Below are 20,152 nucleotides of genomic sequence, written 5' to 3' on the forward strand. Positions count from 1 at the left end.
ACGGTGTCGCACCCGTTGCAGCGGGTGCGACGAGGGGTGACGGGGTGCGACGTCGGCCGGGATCGCGGGGCGCCAGGGTCAGTGGGTGCGGGTGGTCCCGGGCGGAGGCCGGCCCGGGGCGCCGCGGCGGGCGCCGGAGCTGCGCCGGGCGGGGCGCGGTGCCGGGCCCCGCTGGCAGCACGGGCACCAGTAGGTGACCCGGGTGTAGGGCGGTTCGCCCTGGTCGGCGGTGCGGATCCGGGTCCCGCAGCGCCGGCACGGTCGGCCGGGACGCTCGAACACCCAGTGCGCCTCGCCCGCGGCGAGCGAGCCGGTCGTCGTCTGCTCCGGCCGGTCCTTGTTCGACGACAGCAGCTTCCGGGACAGCGCGATCACCCCCGGCAGGTCGGGGACGTCGCGGATCGGCACCCACGGCGTCAGGCCGAGCAGGAAGCAGATGTCGTTGCGGTACAGGTTGCCCAGCCCGGCCATCACCCGCTGCTCCAGCAGCACCAGCCCCAGCTCGTGCTCGCCGCGGGCGGTCATCCGGCGCAACGCCTCGTCGGCGTGTGCGTCGCTCCAGGACTCGTCGAGCAGGTCCGGCCCCAGGTGCCCGACCAGGGCGTGCTCGTCGGCGGTGGGCAGCAGTTCCAGGTCGTGCAGCGCGAACCCGACCGCGACCCGGTCCGCGGTCTCCAGCACCGCGCGGGCCTCGTGAGCGACCCGCCGCCAGCGCATGCCCGGCCGGTAGAGGTGCCAGGAACCGTCCATCCGGAGGTGGCTGTGCAGGCTGCGGCCGTCGTCGAAGCGGGTGAACAGGTGCTTGCCCACCGGCGCGACGCCCGCGACGGTCAGCCCGGCCAGGTCGTGCTCCACCAGCCGCGGATGGCGCAGCTCGCTGCGCAGCAGCTCGTGCCCGGCCAGCGCGGCGTGCAGCCGCTTGCCGGTCAGGTGGACGGTGTCGCCCTCGGGCACGACCCGACGCTACCGGGCCCCGGCCCGCCGGACATCGCCGGAGACGCGCAGGGCCCACCAGACCAGCGGGATCTGCAGCGGGAGCCGGCCCCACGCGACGGCCCGGTACGACGCCGGCTTACGCGACCAGCGCCGGGCCATCGCCACGTTGGCCGGGAACACTGCGGTGAACAGGGCCGCCGCGGCCCGGCCCCCGGTGCGCCGGGTCCGCGGGTGCGCGACCGCCGCCGCGACCGCGCCCTCGGCGGCCCCGGAGGCGTAGGTCCAGAACCGCGGGCTGCCGGGCAGGTTCCGCGGCACGATCGAGTCGAACGGCTCGGGCCGCACGGCGTGCAGGACGGCGGCGGAGCCGAGCAGCCCGGCCAGGACGTAGGCGGTGCGGCCGGCGGTGCGGTCGGTGGCGCGGCAGATCATGCCGTGGATCGTGCCACCCGGTCCGGTGCGCCGCCCCGCGCGTCCGCGGATCAGCCGGACGGCTCGGACAGCCGGTCGATCTCGTAGGACGCGGTGATCGCGTCACCGTGGCCGGATCCTGCAGCCCGGCCGGACCCTGGCTCAGGCTCGTAGCCGCAGCCCCTTCGGGGTGACCCGGAACCCGGCCTCGGTCAGCACCTCGGACAGCTCGGAGGCGAGCGAATCCTGCCCGTCGGCCCGCTCGACGGCGAGCGAGCCCAGCCAGCCCTCGTGCACCGCCCCGGCGAGCGCCTCGGCCCCGGCGCGCAACTCGTCGCGGTCGCCGGTGAACGACAGCAGCGACTTCCCGCCACGTTCGACGTAGAGCGCGGGGGTGCCCTCCACCAGCACGACCAGCGCGCCCGCCTTGCGGCCCGGGCGGTGCTTGGTGTCCCCGAGCGACTCCGGCCACGGCAGCGCGGCGCCGTAGGGCTGCGCCGGGTCGGCCGCGGCCAGGACGACCCGGGACAGACCCCGCCAGGCGTCCTGCGGGGCGCGCGGCGGGCCCGACCCGCGGCCGAACTCGTCGTGCCGGCCGGCGCCCGAGCCGGGGAACATCCCCGGCCGGCGCAGGTCGTCCGGGATGCCGTCGGCGCGGCCGGTCGGGTCCGCGCCGGTCGGGTTCGGTCCGCCGGCGTCGAGGCCCCCGTCGACGCCGTCCGCACGGCCCGCTGCCGCGTTCCCCGCTGCGGGGCTCCCCGGCTCGGTACCGCCCGGCACAGGGTCGCGCCGGTCGGGTTCCGCGGGGGCGTCCCCGAGATCCCCGACATTCCCGGCGGCTCCGACGCGCCCGGCCGATCCGCCCCGGCCACCGACCGGGCCGTCCGGTCCGGCCATCGCCCGGACCCGGTCGATCGCGCCGGGCACCGCGAACTGGGCCGCGCCCAGGCCCTCCACGATGTAGCCGCGCCGGCACCGGCCGGACTCCTCCATCGCCCGCAGGACCTTGTAGACGGCCGCGAACCCGCCGGACACGCGCTCGGTGCCCAGCGCCCCCCTGGTCAGGACGCCGTGCCGCTCCAGGAACGCCTCGGCCATGGCGTGCGCCCGCCGGGTCGGGTCCGGCTCGCGCGGCACCGCCACCGACCAGCGCCCGCCCACCGACGGCGGTCCGGTCCGGCTCGGCATCGACGGTCGCCCGGCCCGCAGCTGGGCGTAGCGCCCGCGCGGGGCCCGCCGGCCGGTGCGGTGCGCCCCGGCCTGCCGCCCCGCGCCGCCGCGGCGGCTCCCGCTCCCGCCGAGCCGGGCGCGCAACGGGCCGAGCGTGTCGTTGGTCAGCGCGCCCGCCCACACCAGGTCCCAGACGGCCCCGACGACGTCCTCGTCGGACGGGACGGGCTCGTCCCGTTCCTTGAGCAGGGTCCCGGCCCGGGTCGCCAGCTCCCGGAAGAACAGCGCACCGCCGCCGGAGAACACGTCCGGGTCGGCGGACTCCGGGTCGGTCAGCGACCCCGGATCGGGCAGGCCCAGCGCCGCGAGCACCGCGGCGTGCAGCGGGGTCCCCGCGGTGTCCAGGTCCGGGACCGGCAGCAGCAGGTCGGCGACATCGGCCGGAGCGAGCGCCAGCCAGCCGTCCTGACCGGTCAGCGCACCGCACCCGGCCCAGGTGACCTCGCCGGCCGCGGTCAGCTCGTCGAGCAGGGCGGGGGTGTAGCCGGGCAGCCGCGCGGGCAGGATCAGCGACTCCACCGCGCTGGCCGGCAGCGGTGCCCCGGCCAGCTGCTCGATCACGCCGAGCACGTCCTCGGCGCCCGGGGCCCGGCGGACCCGCCCGCGCCGGTCACCGCCCGCCTGCACCTGCACGCCCTGCCAGGCGGGCAGGAACCGGCCCAGGGCGCGCTGCTCGACCGGTTCCACCTCCTGGCGGAGCCGGGCCAGCGACGCCCGCCGCAGCCGGCGCAGCACCTCGGCGTCGCAGTACTCGGTCTCGTTGGCGGATCCGGCCGGCACCGCCACCTGCGGGCGCAGCTCGCCGCGGACCAGCCGGCCGGTCGCGGTGAGCCGGTCCAGCACGCCGGCCACGACGGCGACGCCGAGACCGAACCGGCGCGCGCACTCCGCCGGGGTGAAGGGCCCGTGGGTGCGGGCGTAGCGCAGCACGAGGTCCCCGAGCGGATCGGTCACCGGCTCGGTGAACGCCTCCGGCACCCCCACCGGCAGGGCCGTGCCGAGGGCGTCCCGGATCCGGCCTGCGTCCTCGATCGCGATGAACCGCTCCTCGCCGGCGATACGCACCCGCAACGCGCGGCGTGCGGTCTCCAGCTCGGCCAGCCACGCCGGGTCGACGCCCCGGGCGCGGCCGTCGGCCTCGGACAGGTCACCGACGAAACGCAGCAGGTCGGCGGCACCCTCGGCGTCGCGGGCGTGCCGGTCCGGGGCGGTGCGTTGCAGCGCCGCCTCGACCTCGGCGAGCACCTCGGGATCGAGCAGCTCCCGGATCGCCTCCGAGCCCAGCAGCTCGGACAGCAGCGTCGAGTCCAGCGACAGCGCGGCGGCCCGGCGCTCGGCCAGCGGCGCGTCGGCCTCGTACAGGAACATCCCGACGTAGCCGAACAGCAGGCTGCGCGCGAACGGCGACGGCTGCGCGGTCTCGACCTCGGCGACCTTGACCTTCCGGGACCCGACGTCGCCCATCAGCTCGCGCAGCCCGGGCAGGTCGTAGACATCCTGCACGCACTCCCGCATCGCCTCCAGGGTGATCGGGAACGAGTCGTACTTCCCGGCCACCGAGAGCAGCTGCGCCGAGCGCTGCCGCTGCTGCCACAGCGGGCTGCGCCGCCGCGGGTCGCGGCGGGGGAGCAGCAGCGCGCGCGCCGCGCACTCCCGGAACCGGGAGGCGTAGAGCGCGGAGTTGCCCAGCTCGGCGACCACGATCTGCTCGATCTCACCCGGGTCCAGCAGCACGTCCTCGGCGCTCGGGACGACCTCGGCACCGGAGTCGTCGACCGCGTCCGGCAGCCGCAGCACGATCCCGTCGTCGGCGCCGGACGCGCTCACCTCGACGCCGCGCCGTTCGCGCATCCGGGCCGCGATCGCCAGTGCCCACGGGCCGTTGACCTGCGCCCCGAACGGTGAGTGCACGACGAGGCGCCAGTCGCCCAGTTCGTCGCGGAAGCGCTCGACCAGGATCGTGCGGTCGCTGGGCACGTGCCGGGTCGACTCGCGCTGTTCGCGCAGGTAGGACAGCAGGTTGTCGCAGGCCCACTCGTCGAGCCCGGCGGCAGCTGCGCGCTCGCGGGCGGCCTCCTCGGCGAGCCCGGACATCTCCCGGACGAAGGCGCCGACCGCCCGGCCCAGCTCCAGCGGGCGGCCGATCGACTCGCCCTTCCAGAACGGCATCCGGGAGGGGACCCCCGGCGCCGGGGTCACGATCACGCGGTCGTGCGTGATGTCCTCGACCCGCCACGACGACGTCCCGAGCAGGAAGGTGTCGCCCACCCGGGACTCGTAGACCATCTCCTCGTCCAGCTCGCCGACCCGCGACCCGGCACCGTCCGCGCCGCCCGGGGTCATGACGGTGAACAGGCCCCGGTCCGGGATCGTCCCGCCGGAGGTGACGGCGAGCCGCTGCGTCCCGGGCCGCCCGCGCAGCTCATCGGTGACCCGGTCCCAGGTGATCCGCGCGCGCAGCTCACCGAACTCCTCGGACGGGTAGCGCCCGGACAGCATGTCCAGCACCGAGTGCAGCGCCGAGTCCGGCAGGGCGGCGAACGGGGCGGCCCGGCGGACCGTCGCCGCGAGGTCGGAGAGCGGCCACGGCTCCATCGCCACCATCGCGACGACCTGCTGGGCCAGCACGTCGAGCGGGTTGCGCGGGTAGCGCATCGACTCGATCCGGCCGCTCGACATCCGCTCCGCGACGACCGCGCAGGACACCAGGTCACCGCGGTACTTGGGGAACACGACGCCTTCGGAGACCGCGCCGACCTGGTGCCCGGCCCGGCCGACCCGTTGCAACCCGGACGCCACCGACGGCGGCGCCTCGACCTGTACGACCAGGTCGACCGCGCCCATGTCGATGCCCAGCTCCAGGCTCGAGGTGGCCACGACGCAGGGCAGCACCCCGGATTTGAGCTCCTCCTCGACCAGCGTCCGCTGGCTCCGCGACATCGATCCGTGGTGCGCCTTGGCCACCGTCGCCGCGGCCCCGCCGCCGACCCCGGACTGCCCGATCGCCTCGGCCGGGAACGCGGTGTCCGGGCGGCCGTCGGGGTCGCCCGCCCCGTCCAGTTCGGTGGCGTCCTCCGCGGCCGCCGCCTGCTCCGCATCGATGCCCGTTCCGCTGTCGCTCCTCTCGGCGGCCAGCTCGTTGAGCCGGGACGTGAGCCGCTCGGCGAGCCGGCGCGAGTTGCTGAACACGATCGTCGAGCGGTGTTCCCGGACCAGGTCGAGCAGCCGTTCCTCGACCGCCGGCCAGATCGAGGGCTTCTGTGCGGTCCCCGCGGCGGAGCCGACGACCTCCTCGTCGGCGCTGCCCGGCGCGGGCCGCTCGTCGAGAGCGGCGAGATCCGGGACCGGGACCTGCACCTCGACCTCGATCGTCTTCGGGGTGGTGGGCTGCACCACCTGCACCGGGCGGGCACCGGACAGGAACGTCGACACCTCGTCCACCGGGCGGACCGTGGCGGACAGCCCGATCCTCTGCGGCGCCGACTCGGTGATCTCCTCCAGCCGCTCCAGGGACACCGCGAGGTGGGCACCGCGCTTGGTACCGGCGACCGCGTGGACCTCGTCGACGATGATCGTCCGGACCCCGCGCAGGGACTCCCGGGCGGCCGAGGTGAGCAGCAGGAACAGCGACTCCGGCGTGGTCACCAGCACGTCCGGCGGGGTCCGCGCGAACCGGCGGCGCTCGTCGGCCGGGGTGTCGCCGGTGCGCATCCCGACCGTGATGTCCGGGACCGGTGCGCCGAGCCGGTGCGCGGACTGCCGGATACCGGTCAAGGGCGACCGCAGGTTGCGGCCGACATCCACCGCGAGCGCCTTCAGCGGGGAGACGTAGAGGACCCGGCAGCGGTGTTTCGGCTCGTCCGGCGGGGCCTCGGCGGCCAGCCGGTCCAACGCCCAGAGGAAGGCCGCGAGCGTCTTGCCGGACCCGGTCGGGGCCACCACGAGTGCGTTCCGGCCGGCCTGGGCGGCCGACCAGGCACCCTCCTGGGCTGCGGTGGGCGCGGCGAAGGCCCCCTCGAACCACAGGCGGGTGGCGGGGGAGAAGCCCTCGAGTGTGCTCACGCCTCCATGATGCGGGCGGGGACCGACAGTTTCGCGTCGACGCCTCCGCCGACCGCTCCGAGCGGGCGGTCAGCCGGCGGAGCGGGCCGCGTCGGCGCGGACCCGCGGCCAGACCTCCGTGGGCTCGGAGCCGGGGAACTCGGCGACCAGCGCCGCCACCGTCCAGGTCATGCTCGCGAGGAAGTCGTCCCCGAGGGCGTCGACGTAGTGCGAGGTCTCGCGGGCGCTCTCCGGGTCGGTCAGCGGCGTGATCGTGTAGCGGGCGCGGGCGGCGTAGCGGCGGCCCAGCTCGGCCTCGATCCAGCCGAGTGCGCATTCGGCGCCGTCGTCCCGGTCGGACAGCGCGGTGCGGGCCGCGTCGAACCAGTCGGCGAGCACCAGGAACGCCAGCGACCAGCCGGGCGGGGTGGCGTCCGGCGGCAGGTCCCGGTCGACGGCGGTGAGCCTGCGGACCGCGAACCGGGCGGGATCCGGGCCGGGCGTCTCGAGGGTCTCGCGCACCGCTCCGGCGAGGGTGTCCGACACCAGCCGGTACGCCTCCTCCAGCTCGGCGTCCCGCTCGTTCGTCGCGGCCATGGCCGCACCGCCCTCCTGCTCGACCGTCCGTTGCGGCGCGACCCTAACCGCCCGCGCGGGTGCCGCGGACCGGTGGCCGGGACCGGTGGCTCAGCGCTTGCGTTGCTGGATCCACCAGCGCACCAGGACCACGAGGGCGGACAGCAGGGCCAGCAGCGAGACGAGCTGCCAGGCCAGCGGCGACCCGATACCGGTCGTCGCGAGGACCTCGCCGGCCACGTCGACGGGCGCCGGCACCTGCAGTTCGGACATATCGCCCAGGGTACCTGGTGCACTGCTCCTTTCGCCCGTAGCTGCGGGTGCGCTCGCCCCGACCGGGGAGCGGACTACCCTCGGCCGCGTGCGACTGAGTTACTTCCGGACGCTGATGGAGGACGAGTTCGGCTCCGTCCGGGCCGCGTCGCTGTCCCGGGACCATGTCTTCGCCCAGCTCGACGGGCAGACGGTCGAGCAGGCGATCGAGTCGGGGGTCGAGCTGCGCCGGATCTGGCGTGCGGTCTGCGAGGTCTACGAGGTTCCGCCCGCGCGCCGCTGACGGTGCGTGCCGCGGACGCGGGGCCGCCGTACCCGTCGGAGCCGTGTCGCGACGCCCGGCGACCGCTCGGCTCCGGGTGACGGCCGGTCGGCGTGTCGCCGTTCGGATCGAACGGCTGTTCGTCTACCGTCCCGGTCGGGACGTGCTGTCCGTGCACCCGGTGAGTTGTCCACAGGCGGTGAACCGACCGTCGTCACTGTCGGGGGTTCCCCATACCGTTGCGGTGTGCCTCCCCGGAAGACAGCAACACCCGCAGCAGGACCCGATCGCAGATCAGCGAGGAGCCAAGAGATGACCACTCCGGACCGCGAGAAGGCGCTCGAACTCGCCCTCGCGCAGATCGAGAAGAACCACGGCAAGGGATCGGTGATGCGGCTGGGCGACCAGACCCGCGTCCCGATCAGCGCCATCTCCACCGGCTCCATCGCGCTCGACGTGGCGCTCGGGGTCGGCGGCATTCCCCGCGGCCGGGTCGTGGAGATCTACGGCCCGGAGTCCAGCGGTAAGACCACCGTCGCGCTGCACGCGGTGGCGAACGCGCAGGCCGCCGGCGGGGTGGCCGCGTTCGTGGACGCCGAGCACGCGCTCGACCCGGAGTACGCCAAGACGCTCGGGGTGAACACCGACGACCTGCTGGTCTCCCAGCCGGACACCGGCGAGCAGGCGCTGGAGATCGCGGACATGCTGATCCGCTCCGGCGCGCTGGACGTCATCGTCATCGACTCGGTGGCCGCGCTCGTGCCGCGCGCCGAGATCGAGGGCGAGATGGGCGACAGCCACGTCGGCCTGCAGGCCCGGCTGATGAGCCAGGCGCTGCGGAAGATCACCGGTGCGCTGAGCTCCTCGGGCACCACGATGATCTTCATCAACCAGTTGCGCGAGAAGATCGGCGTGATGTTCGGGTCCCCGGAGACCACGACCGGTGGTAAGGCGCTGAAGTTCTACGCCTCGGTCCGGATGGACATCCGCCGGATCGAGACCCTGAAGGACGGCACCGACATGGTCGGCAGCCGGACCCGGGTCAAGGTCGTGAAGAACAAGGTCGCTCCGCCGTTCAAGCAGGCCGAGTTCGACGTGCTCTACGGCGTCGGTATCAGCCGGGAGGGATCGCTGATCGACGTGGGCGTGGAGCAGGGGATCATCCGCAAGTCCGGTGCCTGGTACACCTACGAGGGCGACCAGATGGGGCAGGGCAAGGAGAACGCCCGCAAGTTCCTCAAGGAGAACCCGGACGTCGCGGCCGAGGTCGAGAAGCGGATCAAGGAGAAGCTCGGGATCGGTGCCGTGGTCGACGCCGAGGAGTCGGAGCCGGTCGAGGCGCTGCCCGCCCCGGTCGACTTCTGAGCGTGTCCGGGGAGTCGGAGGGCCGGTACCGGATCGCGGACCTGTCGGCCCTGGAGGACGAGGACCCGCCCACCCTCCGGGTCGCCTCGTTCGACGACCTCGGCCCGGCCGCCGAGGAGCAGGAGGCGCGCCCGGACGGTGCCCGCCCGGTCGGATCGGGCCGGGTGGCCGCGTTCGACGGGATCGCGACCGGTGGCACCGGGGGGGTGGCGGAGGCCGGGAACCCCGACGGGGGCGCTCCCGCGGCCTCCCGGGTCGCCTCGTTCGACGCGCTCGCCGGGAGCGGGCCCGGGCGATCCCGTGACCGTCGGCGCGGGTCCCGCGGGTCAGCCGGGGCAGGCAGGTCAGACGGGAACGACGCGGCGGCGCCCCGTACCGGCGGTGCCGGCCCCGCTGTCGGCGGCCACCCGGGGCCCGGTCCGGAGGCCGGCCAGGGCATCGGGGCAGACACCGACACCGACACCGGTCCAGGCACAGACACAGGCACCGAGGCCGGTGATCGTCGCGGCCGCCGGGAGGGGCGGCGTGGCCGCCGGGACGGTGCCCGCGGCGGCCGGACCGGTCGCGCGGGTGGCACCGGTGCGCCGACGGAGGAGCGGCCGGCGACCCCGGCCGAGCAGCAGGCGCGGGCGAAGGAGATCTGCCTGCGCCTGCTCACCGACCGGGCCCGCACCGTGCAGGAACTGCGGGACGCGATGGTCCGCAAGGAGATCCCGGAGGACGTCGCGGACGGCGTGCTGGAGCGGTTCGACGAGGTCGGCCTGGTCGACGACGCGGCGTTCGCCGAGCTGTGGGTCCGGTCCCGTCACCAGTACCGCGGACTGGGCCGGCGGGCCATCGCGGTCGAGCTGCGGCGCAAGGGCGTCGACTCGGAGACCGCCGCCGAGGCACTCACCGGGATCGACGACGACGCCGAGCGCGACCGGGCCCGCGAGCTCATCGCCCGCCGGCTGCGCGGCCTCCCCATCGGGAGCCGGGAGGAGCGACAGTCCACCGCGCGCAAGCTCGTCGGGATGCTGGCCCGCAAGGGGTACGGCCCGAACGTCGCCTACGGCGTGGTTCGCGACGAGATCGCCGCGGCGGGTGCCGACGCCGAGGAGCTCGGCGAGGAGCCGCCGGGCGAGCACTGACCGGCACGAAGCGGCCGGGCGACCGAGCAACCGAGCGGCCGGGCGGCCGCCGCATCAGCCGAGCAGCTCCCGCCCGGACCGGTGCCGGTGCAGTACCTGCACATCGGTGGTCGCGTCCCGCAGCGTCCCGTCGGACATGTGCTCGAGCAACGTGTCCGCGAACGCGGTGACGGCCGGGGTCGGAGCGATGTCGGCGCGCCGGGCCAGGGCCACCGTCCGGTGCAGCGCCGGGTTGAGCACGGTCCGGCGCAACCGGGGCCGGCCGGTGAACACCAGATCCGGCACGACCGCCACCCCGGTGCCGGCCTCGACCATCCGCAGCACGGCGTCCATCTGCCCGCCCTCCACCGCTATCCGCGGTGTCACCCCGGCCACCGCGTACGCCCGCAGCGTCACCTCCCGCAGGTCGTAACCCTTGCGGACCATCACCAGGTCGTGTTTGGCCAGCTCGGCTACCGTCATCGATCCGCGCGGGCTCAGCGGCCGGCGGGCCCGCGGCGAGGCGACCGACAACCGCTCGCGCAGCAGCGGTGCCGTGTGCAGCGCCGGGTCGACCCCGTCCGGCGGCACGATGACCAGGGCCACGTCCAGCTCGTTGCGCACCAGCGCCGTCACCAGCGGCTGCGACCCGTCCTCGGCCAGCTCCACCGCGATCTCCGGGTGCCGGGAGTGGAAGACCCGCAGCACGTCGGACAGCACACCGATGCACAGCGACGGCGTCGCGCCGACCCGGACCCGCCCGCTGCGCAGCCCGACCATCTCGGCCACCGTGGCGCGGACCATGTCGGAGTCGGCGAGCATCCGCCGGGCCAGCGGCAGTACGGCGTCGCCGGCCGGGGTCAGCGTGACCACCGAGCCCCGGTTCAGCAACGGTGCGCCGAGCTCGTCCTCCAACGACCGCAGCGCCCGGCTGAGTGTGGGCTGGGCGACACCCACCTGGTCGGCCGCCCGAGTGAAGCTGCGCACGTTCACCACGGCGACGAAGTACATGAGCTGCTGAAGTGTCACGCTCATAGCATACGGCTATGGATCCGGCTGTCCGATGCATTGGACCGCGGCTGACGTTGGTATGTCCACTTGTCCCGTGGTCACGATGTCCGAGAAGACGCGGGCGGGCGAAGCTGCCAAGCCCCGGCGTCCGCGCACACCGAGCGCGTTCCTGAAGTTCGTGATGGCGGTGAGCGGTGTCTTCCTGCTGCTCTACGTCGTCCTGCACATGATCGGCAACCTGAAGATCTTCTTCGGGCCGGAGTCGATCGATCATTACGCGGCCTGGCTCCGGACGATCCTGGAGCCTGCCCTCCCGCACACGGGCATGCTGTGGATCGTCCGGGTGGTGCTGCTGGTGTCGGTGATCGCCCACATCTGGGCGGCGACCGTGCTGGCCCTGCGCGCGAAGCGGGCGCGCCCGATCAAGTACGCGGGTGGCTCGTACAAGGTGAAGGGCAGCTACGCGGCCCGCACCATGCGCTGGGGCGGCGTGATCATCGCACTGTTCGTGATATACCACCTGCTCGACCTGACCTTCGGTGTCGCCAACCCCAACGGGGTGCACCTTCAGGTCTACGACAACATCGCCGCCGGGTTCGCCCCCGAGCGCTGGTACGTGACCCTGTTCTACGTGCTCGCCGTCGTCTCGCTGGGCTTCCACGTCCAGCACGGCATCTTCTCCGGCATCCAGACGCTCGGGTGGAACAGCAACCGCCGGGAGCGCACCATCAAGCTGGTGTCGACGGTGTTCGCCGTCGTCCTGACGCTCGGGTTCATCTCGGTGCCCCTCGCCGTCACGTTCGGAGTGGTCTGACCCATGACTGACGCCAATTCCCACCACGCGAGCTACAACGGGAGCAGCGACGGCGGAACGAGCCTCTACGCTGACTATTCGACCGGCGAGCCGGTCGTCGACAAGGCCGTCCCGTCCGGCCCGATCGAGTCCCGCTGGGAGCGCCGCCGGTTCGGCGTGAAGCTGGTCAACCCGGCCAACAAGCGCTCGAAGAAGATCATCGTCGTCGGTTCCGGCCTGGCCGGGGGCGCCGCGTCCGCCACGCTCGGCGAGGCCGGCTACCAGGTCAAGACGTTCTGCTACCAGGACAGCCCGCGTCGGGCACACTCGGTCGCCGCGCAGGGCGGCATCAACGCCGCGAAGAACTACCGCAACGACGGCGACAGCGTGTACCGGCTGTTCTACGACACCGTGAAGGGCGGCGACTTCCGCGCCCGCGAGTCGAACGTGCACCGGCTGGCCGAGGTCAGCCGCAACATCATCGACCAGTGCGTCGCGCAGGGCGTCCCGTTCGCACGCGAGTACGGCGGCCTGCTCGACAACCGCTCGTTCGGCGGCGTGCAAGTCTCGCGCACCTTCTACGCCCGTGGCCAGACCGGCCAGCAGCTGCTGCTCGGCGCGTACCAGGCCCTGGAACGCCAGGTGCAGGCCGGCACGGTCGAGATGTTCACCCGGCACGAGATGCTGGAGCTGATCGTCGTCGAGGGCCGGGCGCGCGGCATCGTCGCCCGCGACATGATCACCGGTGAGATCGAGACGCACACCGCGGACGCGGTCGTGCTCGCCTCCGGTGGCTACGGCAACGTCTTCTACCTCTCGACGAACGCCAAGGGCTGCAACGTCACCGCCTCCTGGCGGGCACACCGCAAGGGCGCGCTGTTCGCGAACCCGTGCTTCACCCAGATCCACCCGACCTGCATCCCGGTCTCGGGTGACCACCAGTCGAAGCTGACCCTGATGTCGGAGTCGCTGCGCAACGACGGCCGGGTCTGGGTGCCGAAGGAGCTCGGTGACGAGCGCGGACCGAACCAGATCCCGCACTCCGAGCGCGACTACTTCCTGGAGCGCAAGTACCCGGCGTTCGGCAACCTGGTGCCCCGTGACATCGCGTCCCGGGCCGCCAAGGAGGTCTGCGACGAGCAGCGCGGCGTCGGGCCGGGCGGCCTGGGCGTCTACCTGGACTTCGACGACGCCATCCAGCGGCTCGGCCGCAAGGCCGTCGAGGCCAAGTACGGCAACCTCTTCGAGATGTACGAGCGGATCACGGGGGAGAACCCCTACGAGGTCCCGATGCGGATCTACCCCGCCGTGCACTACACGATGGGCGGGCTCTGGGTCGACTACGACCTGCAGTCCACCATCCCCGGCCTGTACGTGGGCGGCGAGGCGAACTTCTCCGACCACGGCGCGAACCGGCTCGGTGCCTCGGCCCTGATGCAGGGCCTGGCGGACGGCTACTTCGTGCTGCCGGTGACCATCGGCGACTACATCGCCAAGCACAACCTCGACGACGTCGCAGACGACGCGCCGGAGGTCCTCGAGGCCCGCAAGCAGGTCACCGACCGGATCGACCAGCTGCTCTCGATCAACGGCAGCCGCACGGTGGACTCGTTCCACCGTGAGCTGGGCCAGATCATGTGGGAGTACTGCGGCATGGAGCGGACGGAGGAGGGCCTGCGCAAGGCGCTGGACCGGATCCCGGAGCTGCGCCGCGAGTTCTGGAGCGACGTCAAGGTGCCCGGCACCGGGGCGGAGCTCAACCAGAGCCTGGAGAAGGCCGGCCGGGTGGCCGACTTCCTCGAGCTCGGCGAGCTCCTGTGCCTGGACGCCCTGGTCCGCCGCGAGTCCTGCGGCGGGCACTTCCGCGGGGAGAGCCAGACCGAGGACGGCGAGGCCCTGCGCGACGACGAGAACTTCTCCTTCAACTCGGCCTGGGAGTTCACCGGCCGCGGGCAGGCCCCGGTCCTGCACAAGGAGGAGCTCGTCTTCGAGTACGTGCACCCGACCCAGCGCAGCTACAAGTAAGGCGAGCGGACGTGAAACTGACTCTGAAGGTCTGGCGGCAGCGCGACACGGTCGACAAGGGCCGCCTGCACACCTACGACGTCGAGGCCGACGAGGACATGTCGTTCCTCGAGATGCTCGACGTGCTCAACGAGCGCTTGATCCTCTCCGGCGAGGAGCCGGTGGCGTTCGACCACGACTGCCGTGAGGGCATCTGCGGTACCTGCAGCATGGTCATCGACGGCCAGCCGCACGGCCCGCAGCGGGCGACCACCGCCTGCCAGCTGCACATGCGGCACTACAACGACGGCGACACGATCGTGGTCGAGCCGTTCCGGTCGGGCGCGTTCCCGGTGATCAAGGACCTGGTCGTCGACCGCGGCGCGTTCGACAAGATCATCCAGGCGGGCGGCTACGTCTCGGCGAACACCGGCTCGGCCCCGGAGGCGCACTCCACCCCGGTGCCGAAGGCGGCCGCCGACCGCTCGTTCGCCGCGGCGAACTGCATCGGCTGCGGCGCCTGCGTGGCGGCCTGCCCGAACGGTTCGGCGTCGCTGTTCCTCGGCGCCAAGCTGACCCACCTGGGCGAGATGCCGCAGGGCCAGCCTGAGCGCTACGAGCGCGTCGTCAACATGGTCGAGACGCACGAGGACGCCGGGTTCGGTGGTTGCACCAACACCGGTGCCTGCGCCACCGCCTGCCCGAAGGAGATCCCGCTCGACGTGATCTCCCAGCTCAACCGGGACTACCTCGCGGCGACCGTGGGCGGGCGCAAGAGGGACTGAGCCGGCCCGGTACGCGAACGCCCCGACATACGAACGGCCCGGTCCGCAGCGCGCGGGCCGGGCCGTCCGTCGTGCCTCGACGGATGCGAGTGGTGCCGGGGTGGATCAGACCAGGCCGAGGGCCAGCATCGCCTCGGCGACCCGGGAGTAGCCGGCGATGTTCGCCCCGGCGACGTAGTCCCCGGGACGGCCGTACTCCTCGGCCGTGGCGTGGCACCGGTCGTGCAGGTCGATCATGATCTCGCGCAGCCGGTTCTCGGAGTGCTCGAAGCTCCAGCTGTCGCGTGAGGCGTTCTGCTGCATCTCCAGCGCGGACGCGGCGACCCCGCCCGCGTTGGCGGCCTTGCCCGGCGCGAAGATCACTCCACCCTCGTGCAGGACGCGGGCGGCCTCCGGGGTGGTCGGCATGTTCGCGCCCTCGCCGACGACCAGGCACCCGTTGCGGGCCAGCGCGGCGGCGCCGTCGGCGTCCAGCTCGTTCTGCGTCGCCGAGGGCAGCGCGACCTGGCAGGGGATGTCCCAGATCGACCGGTCGGCGGCGTACTCGGCGTGCCCGATCTTCTCGGCGTAGACGTCGAGGCGCTCCCGGCGGACCTCCTTGATCTCCTTCAGCAGTTCCAGGTCGACGCCCTCCGGGTCGTGCACGACGCCGCTGGAGTCGGACACCGCGACCACCCGGCCGCCGAGCTGGTGCACCTTCTCGACCGTGTACAGCGCGACGTTGCCCGAGCCGGACACCACGACGTCCTTGCCCTCGAACCCGTCGCCGCGAGTGCGCAGCACCCGCTCCACGAAGTACGTGCAGCCGTAGCCGGTGGCCTCGCGGCGGACCTGCGCACCGCCGTAGACCAGGCCCTTCCCGGTGAGCACCCCGGACTCGTACCGGTTGGTGATCCGCTTGTACTGGCCGAACAGGAAGCCCAGCTCGCGGGACCCGACACCCATGTCACCGGCCGGGACGTCGGTGTACTCGCCGATGTGCCGGTAGAGCTCGGTCATGAAGCTCTGGCAGAACCGCATCACCTCGCGGTCCGAACGGCCCCGCGGGTCGAAGTCCGAGCCGCCCTTGCCACCGCCGATCGGGAGCCCGGTCAGCGCGTTCTTGAAGACCTGCTCGAAGCCGAGGAACTTCACGGTGCCGAGCATCACCGACGGGTGGAACCGCAGGCCGCCCTTGAAGGGCCCGAGGGCGCTGTTGAACTCCACCCGGAAGCCCCGGTTGATGTGGATGTCGCCGTTGTCGTCCTCCCACGGCACCCGGAAGATGATCTGGCGCTCGGGCTCGCAGATCCGCTCGACGATCCGGGCCTGGGCGTACTCCGGGTGCTTGTCGACCGCGGGGCCGATGCTCTCCAGCACCTCGTGGACGGCCTGGTGGAACTCCGTCTCGCCCGGGTTGCGGTCCAGGACCCGTTGGTGGATGGCCTCCAGTGTCTGGTGCATCGGTGCTGTGCGCTCCTCGCCGGGTCGGGGTCGGCGTCGGTCGCCGGCTGGTCCCTGGCCGGTCCGCGTGCCGGCGGATCGACCCATCGCACCATGAGACCACCGGTACCGCCGTATGGCGCCATGTACCGGGTCACAACGTGTGAAGGCCCACCGGCTGTGAGTCACATCTCGATCCGGTGCACGAATCGAGGTCGTCTTAGGTCACATGTGATCCGAGCCGTACTCTCTGGCGAACCACGCTCGTCGCGTGGTGCCAGACAGGACACGGCGCCGTGTCCGGGCCCGCACCGGGCCGCCGCGGTGCCGGTGAGACGACAGGAGCTCCCGCGCGTGTCATCCACCACTGACACCGGCGGCAGGACCGGCGCAGGCCGGGCCACGATCGCCGCACGCACGCTGCGCACCGACAGGTGGTGGCTCCCACCGCTGGCGACCTTCGTCGCGTTCGTGGCCTGGGTCGCCTACGCGACCGTGCGTGCCTTCATGCAGCAGTGGTACTTCGTGCCCGACTACGGCTACCTGACGCCGTTCTACTCGCCGTGCGTCTCCAATGGCTGCCTGACCGAGGCGGCGCACTTCGGCCGGTTCCTGCCGGACGTCTGGTGGCTGCCCTACGCGGCGATCTCGCTGCCGTTCCTGCTGCTGTTCCGGCTGACCTGCTACTACTACCGCAAGGCCTACTACCGGTCGTTCTGGCTGTCGCCGCCGGCCTGCGCGGTCGCCGAGCCGCACCAGCGCTACACCGGCGAGACCCGGTTCCCGCTGCTGCTGCAGAACGCGCACCGCTACTTCTTCTACCTCGCCGCGATCATCACGCTGATCAACACCTACGACGCGGTGCTGGCCTTCGCCAAGCCGGACGGCGGGTTCGGGCTCGGACTGGGCAACATCATCCTGGTCGCGAACGTGGTGCTGCTCTGGGGCTACACGGCGTCGTGCCACTCGTGCCGCAGCGCCGTCGGCGGGCGGCTCAACCACTTCTCCCGGCACCCGGTCCGCTACAAGATGTGGACCTTCGTGTCGAAGCTGAACACCCGGCACAGCCAGTACGCATGGGCGACACTGGCGAGCCTGGCCGTCACCGACTTCTACGTCATGGCCGTCTCGGCCGGCTGGATCTCCGACCTGCGGATCGTGGGGTGATCGACATGGATACGAACGAGCCGATCGAGCAGCACTCCTACGACGTCGTCGTGATCGGCGCGGGCGGGGCCGGCCTGCGCGCGGCGATCGAGGCGCGGCTGCAGGGCAAGAAGACCGCGATCATCTCCAAGTCGCTGTTCGGCAAGGCGCACACGGTGATGGCCGAGGGCGGCTGCGCGGCGTCCATGGGCAACGCCAACCCGAACGACAGCTGGCAGGTGCACTACCGCGACACGATGCGTGGCGGGAAGTTCCTGAACAACTGGCGGATGGCCGAGCTGCACGCGAAGGAGGCACCGGACCGGGTCTGGGAGCTCGAGACCTACGGCGCGCTGTTCGACCGCACCGCCGAGGGGAAGATCAGCCAGCGGAACTTCGGCGGGCACACCTACCCGCGGCTGGCGCACGTCGGCGACCGCACCGGCCTGGAGCTGATCCGCACCCTGCAGCAGAAGGTCGTCTCGCTGCAGCAGGAGGACTTCGCCGCGACCGGAGACTACGAGTCCCGGATCCGGGTCTTCCACGAGTGCACGATCACCGAGCTGTTCAAGGCCGGCCCGGGTCCGGGTGTCCCGGACGAGCCCGGGAGGATCGCCGGTTGCTTCGGCTACTTCCGCGACGACGGCCGGTTCGTCCGGTTCGACGCGCCGGCGATCGTGCTGGCCACCGGCGGCGTCGGGAAGAGCTACTCGGTCACCTCGAACTCCTGGGAGTACACCGGCGACGGCCACGCGCTGGCCCTGCGCGCCGGCGCCTCGCTGATCAACATGGAGTTCCTGCAGTTCCACCCGACCGGGATGGTCTGGCCGCCGTCGGTGACGGGGATCCTGGTCACCGAGTCGGTCCGCGGTGACGGCGGTGTGCTGCGCAACTCCGACGGCAAGCGGTTCATGTTCGACTACGTGCCGGACGTGTTCAAGGAGCAGTACGCGACCACCGAGGAGGAGGGCGACCGCTGGTACTCCGACGCGGACAACAACCGGCGCCCGCCGGAGCTGCTGCCCCGAGACGAGGTGGCCCGCGCGATCAACTCCGAGGTCAAGGCCGGCCGGGGCAGCCCGCACGGCGGCGTGTTCCTGGACATCGCCTCCCGGCTCAAGCCCGACGAGATCCTCAAGCGGCTGCCGTCGATGCACCACCAGTTCAAGGAGCTGGCCGACGTCGACATCACCGCCGAGCCGATGGAGGTCGGCCCGACCTGCCACTACGTGATGGGCGGGGTCGAGGTCGACCCGGACACCGCGATGTCGAACGTGCCGGGGCTGTTCGCGGCCGGTGAGGTCGCGGGTGGCATGCATGGTTCCAACCGGCTCGGCGGGAACTCGCTGTCCGACCTGCTGGTGTTCGGTCGCCGGGCCGGCCTGGCCGCCGCGCGGCACGCCGACACCGGGCGACCGGCCGTCGTCGAGCAGGACGTGGACCAGGCCATGGAACGCGCGCTACTGCCGTTCTCCACGGCCACCGACGGCGGCGAGAACCCGTTCGTGGTGCAGCAGGAGCTGCAGAAGACCATGCACGAGCTGGTCGGCATCATCCGCAAGGAAGACGAGATGGAGATGGCCCTCAAGAGACTGGAGGACATCGCCACCCGCACCCGCACCGTCACCGTCGAGGGGCACCGGGTGTTCAACCCGGGCTGGCACCTGGCGCTGGACCTGCGGAACATGCTGCTGGTCTCGCTCTGCGTCGGGAAGGCGGCGCTGGAGCGGAAGGAGTCGCGCGGCGGCCACACCCGCGACGACTTCCCGGTCATGGACTCCGACTGGCGGCACCTGCTGCTGGTCTGCTCCGCGCTGGGCGAGGACAACGTGGAGCTGACACGCAAGGAGCAGACCGCGATGCGGTCGGACCTGTTCGACCTGTTCGAGATGGACGAGCTCAAGAAGTACTACACCGGCGAGGAGCTGGGCGGGCACCGAATGGAGCACGCGGAATGAGCATCCGACACCGCGCCGGGGAGGGCCAGGCATGACCAGCACCGAATCGAACTCGACTGCGAAGAAGCAGTCGCACCTGCAGCACTTCCGCGTCTGGCGCGGCGACGACACCAAGGGCGAGCTGGTCGACTTCGCCGTCGAGGTGCACGAGGGCGAGGTCGTCCTCGACATCATCCACCGGCTGCAGGCCACCGAGGCGAACGACCTGGCCGTGCGCTGGAACTGCAAGGCCGGCAAGTGCGGCTCGTGTTCCGCGGAGATCAACGGCCGGCCCCGGCTGCTGTGCATGACCCGGATGAACACGTTCGACGAGGACGAGGTCGTCACGGTCACGCCGCTGCGGACGTTCCCGGTGATCCGGGACCTGGTGACCGACGTGTCGTTCAACTACATCAAGGCCCGGGAGATCCCGAGCTTCACCCCGCCGGAGGGGCTGGAGCCGGGCGAGTACCGGATGCAGCAGGTCGACGTCGAGCGGAGCCAGGAGTTCCGCAAGTGCATCGAGTGCTACCTGTGCCAGGACACCTGCCACGTGGTCCGCGACCACGAGGAGAACAAGCCCGAGTTCGCAGGCCCGCGCTATCTGATGCGGGTCGCCGAGCTGGACATGCACCCGCTCGACGCGCACGGCAACCGCGCCGACGAGGCCCAGGACGAGCACGGCCTGGGCTTCTGCAACATCACCAAGTGCTGCACCGAGGTCTGCCCGGAGCACATCAAGATCACCGACAACGCGCTGATCCCGATGAAGGAGCGGGTCGTCGACACGAAGTACGACCCGCTCGTCTGGCTCGGCAACAAGATCTTCAAGCGGGACGGCGCCTGATGAT

At 72.3% G+C, this 20,152-nt stretch carries 15 protein-coding genes and 2 pseudogenes; 9 read left to right on the forward strand and 8 right to left on the reverse strand.

What is annotated here, in order from left to right; genetic code table 11:
* Window positions 1–78: 78 nt before the first annotated feature.
* The 6 genes and pseudogenes from ACLFMI_RS15355 to ACLFMI_RS15375 all read right to left on the reverse strand — a co-directional run bounded on the left by ACLFMI_RS15355 (window position 79) and on the right by ACLFMI_RS15375 (window position 7,467).
* Entirely contained in the window at window positions 79–954 is an 876-nt protein-coding gene (locus ACLFMI_RS15355; protein ID WP_410948531.1) for a DNA-formamidopyrimidine glycosylase family protein, read from the reverse strand.
* Window positions 955–963: 9 nt separating this feature from the next.
* Window positions 964–1,368, reverse strand: coding sequence for a DoxX family protein (locus ACLFMI_RS15360; protein WP_410948532.1), 405 nt, complete (start codon window positions 1,366–1,368; stop codon window positions 964–966).
* A 141-nt stretch (window positions 1,369–1,509) separates the two neighbouring features.
* A pseudogene (locus ACLFMI_RS26775) lies at window positions 1,510–1,869 on the reverse strand (hypothetical protein); the annotation flags it as partial.
* A gap of 360 nt (window positions 1,870–2,229) precedes the next feature.
* A pseudogene (locus ACLFMI_RS15365) lies at window positions 2,230–6,639 on the reverse strand (ATP-dependent helicase); the annotation flags it as partial.
* A gap of 69 nt (window positions 6,640–6,708) precedes the next feature.
* On the reverse strand, window positions 6,709–7,215 hold the full coding sequence (locus ACLFMI_RS15370) for a hypothetical protein (RefSeq protein WP_410948534.1): 507 nt from the start codon (window positions 7,213–7,215) through the stop codon (window positions 6,709–6,711).
* Between the two features lie 90 nt (window positions 7,216–7,305).
* Window positions 7,306–7,467, reverse strand: coding sequence for a hypothetical protein (locus ACLFMI_RS15375; RefSeq protein ID WP_410948535.1), 162 nt, complete (start codon window positions 7,465–7,467; stop codon window positions 7,306–7,308).
* 88 nt (window positions 7,468–7,555) lie between these two features.
* Here ACLFMI_RS15375 and ACLFMI_RS15380 point away from each other — a divergent pair, with 88 nt between their 5' ends.
* From ACLFMI_RS15380 to ACLFMI_RS15390, 3 genes are all read left to right on the forward strand, one after another.
* Entirely contained in the window at window positions 7,556–7,750 is a 195-nt protein-coding gene (locus tag ACLFMI_RS15380) for a DUF3046 domain-containing protein (protein WP_410948536.1), read from the forward strand.
* A 291-nt stretch (window positions 7,751–8,041) separates the two neighbouring features.
* Window positions 8,042–9,094 carry a recombinase RecA gene (recA, locus tag ACLFMI_RS15385; RefSeq protein WP_410948537.1) on the forward strand — a complete coding sequence of 351 codons (1,053 nt, stop codon included), beginning with the start codon at window positions 8,042–8,044 and terminating at the stop codon, window positions 9,092–9,094.
* A gap of 2 nt (window positions 9,095–9,096) precedes the next feature.
* A complete protein-coding gene (locus ACLFMI_RS15390) occupies window positions 9,097–10,224 on the forward strand; it encodes a regulatory protein RecX (protein WP_410948538.1) in 1,128 nt (375 codons plus the stop codon).
* A 54-nt stretch (window positions 10,225–10,278) separates the two neighbouring features.
* Here ACLFMI_RS15390 and ACLFMI_RS15395 read toward each other — a convergent pair whose 3' ends face one another.
* The gene (locus ACLFMI_RS15395; RefSeq protein WP_410948539.1) at window positions 10,279–11,232 is read right to left on the reverse strand and encodes a LysR family transcriptional regulator; all 954 of its coding nucleotides are present in this window, start codon (window positions 11,230–11,232) and stop codon (window positions 10,279–10,281) included.
* 85 nt (window positions 11,233–11,317) lie between these two features.
* On the opposite strand from ACLFMI_RS15395, the gene ACLFMI_RS15400 reads away from it, so the two are divergent.
* From ACLFMI_RS15400 to ACLFMI_RS15410, 3 genes are read left to right on the forward strand one after another with little or no spacing between them, the layout of a single operon-like run.
* Window positions 11,318–12,028 (forward strand): succinate dehydrogenase cytochrome b subunit, encoded by a 711-nt coding sequence (locus ACLFMI_RS15400; RefSeq protein ID WP_410948540.1) that lies wholly within the window; start codon window positions 11,318–11,320, stop codon window positions 12,026–12,028.
* A gap of 3 nt (window positions 12,029–12,031) precedes the next feature.
* Window positions 12,032–14,032, forward strand: a complete 2,001-nt coding sequence (locus ACLFMI_RS15405; protein ID WP_410948541.1) for a fumarate reductase/succinate dehydrogenase flavoprotein subunit — start codon at window positions 12,032–12,034, stop codon at window positions 14,030–14,032.
* A gap of 11 nt (window positions 14,033–14,043) precedes the next feature.
* On the forward strand, window positions 14,044–14,796 hold the full coding sequence (locus ACLFMI_RS15410; RefSeq protein WP_410948542.1) for a succinate dehydrogenase/fumarate reductase iron-sulfur subunit: 753 nt from the start codon (window positions 14,044–14,046) through the stop codon (window positions 14,794–14,796).
* Between the two features lie 105 nt (window positions 14,797–14,901).
* Here the strand turns inward: ACLFMI_RS15410 and gdhA are convergent, their stop codons facing one another.
* Window positions 14,902–16,239: an NADP-specific glutamate dehydrogenase gene (gene gdhA, locus ACLFMI_RS15415; RefSeq protein ID WP_410948543.1), complete on the reverse strand. Its 1,338-nt coding sequence runs from the start codon at window positions 16,237–16,239 to the stop codon at window positions 14,902–14,904.
* A 333-nt stretch (window positions 16,240–16,572) separates the two neighbouring features.
* Between gdhA and ACLFMI_RS15420 the strand changes: the two genes are divergently transcribed.
* From ACLFMI_RS15420 to ACLFMI_RS15430, 3 genes are read left to right on the forward strand one after another with little or no spacing between them, the layout of a single operon-like run.
* Entirely contained in the window at window positions 16,573–17,385 is an 813-nt protein-coding gene (locus ACLFMI_RS15420) for a hypothetical protein (RefSeq protein WP_410948544.1), read from the forward strand.
* Window positions 17,386–17,390: 5 nt separating this feature from the next.
* Window positions 17,391–19,322 (forward strand): fumarate reductase/succinate dehydrogenase flavoprotein subunit, encoded by a 1,932-nt coding sequence (locus ACLFMI_RS15425; RefSeq protein ID WP_410948545.1) that lies wholly within the window; start codon window positions 17,391–17,393, stop codon window positions 19,320–19,322.
* A gap of 31 nt (window positions 19,323–19,353) precedes the next feature.
* A complete protein-coding gene (locus tag ACLFMI_RS15430) occupies window positions 19,354–20,148 on the forward strand; it encodes a succinate dehydrogenase/fumarate reductase iron-sulfur subunit (protein WP_410948546.1) in 795 nt (264 codons plus the stop codon).
* Window positions 20,149–20,152 lie beyond the last annotated feature (4 nt).

This window comes from Pseudonocardia nantongensis (genome assembly GCF_046546495.1).
GTDB classification, from domain to species: domain Bacteria; phylum Actinomycetota; class Actinomycetes; order Mycobacteriales; family Pseudonocardiaceae; genus Pseudonocardia; species Pseudonocardia nantongensis.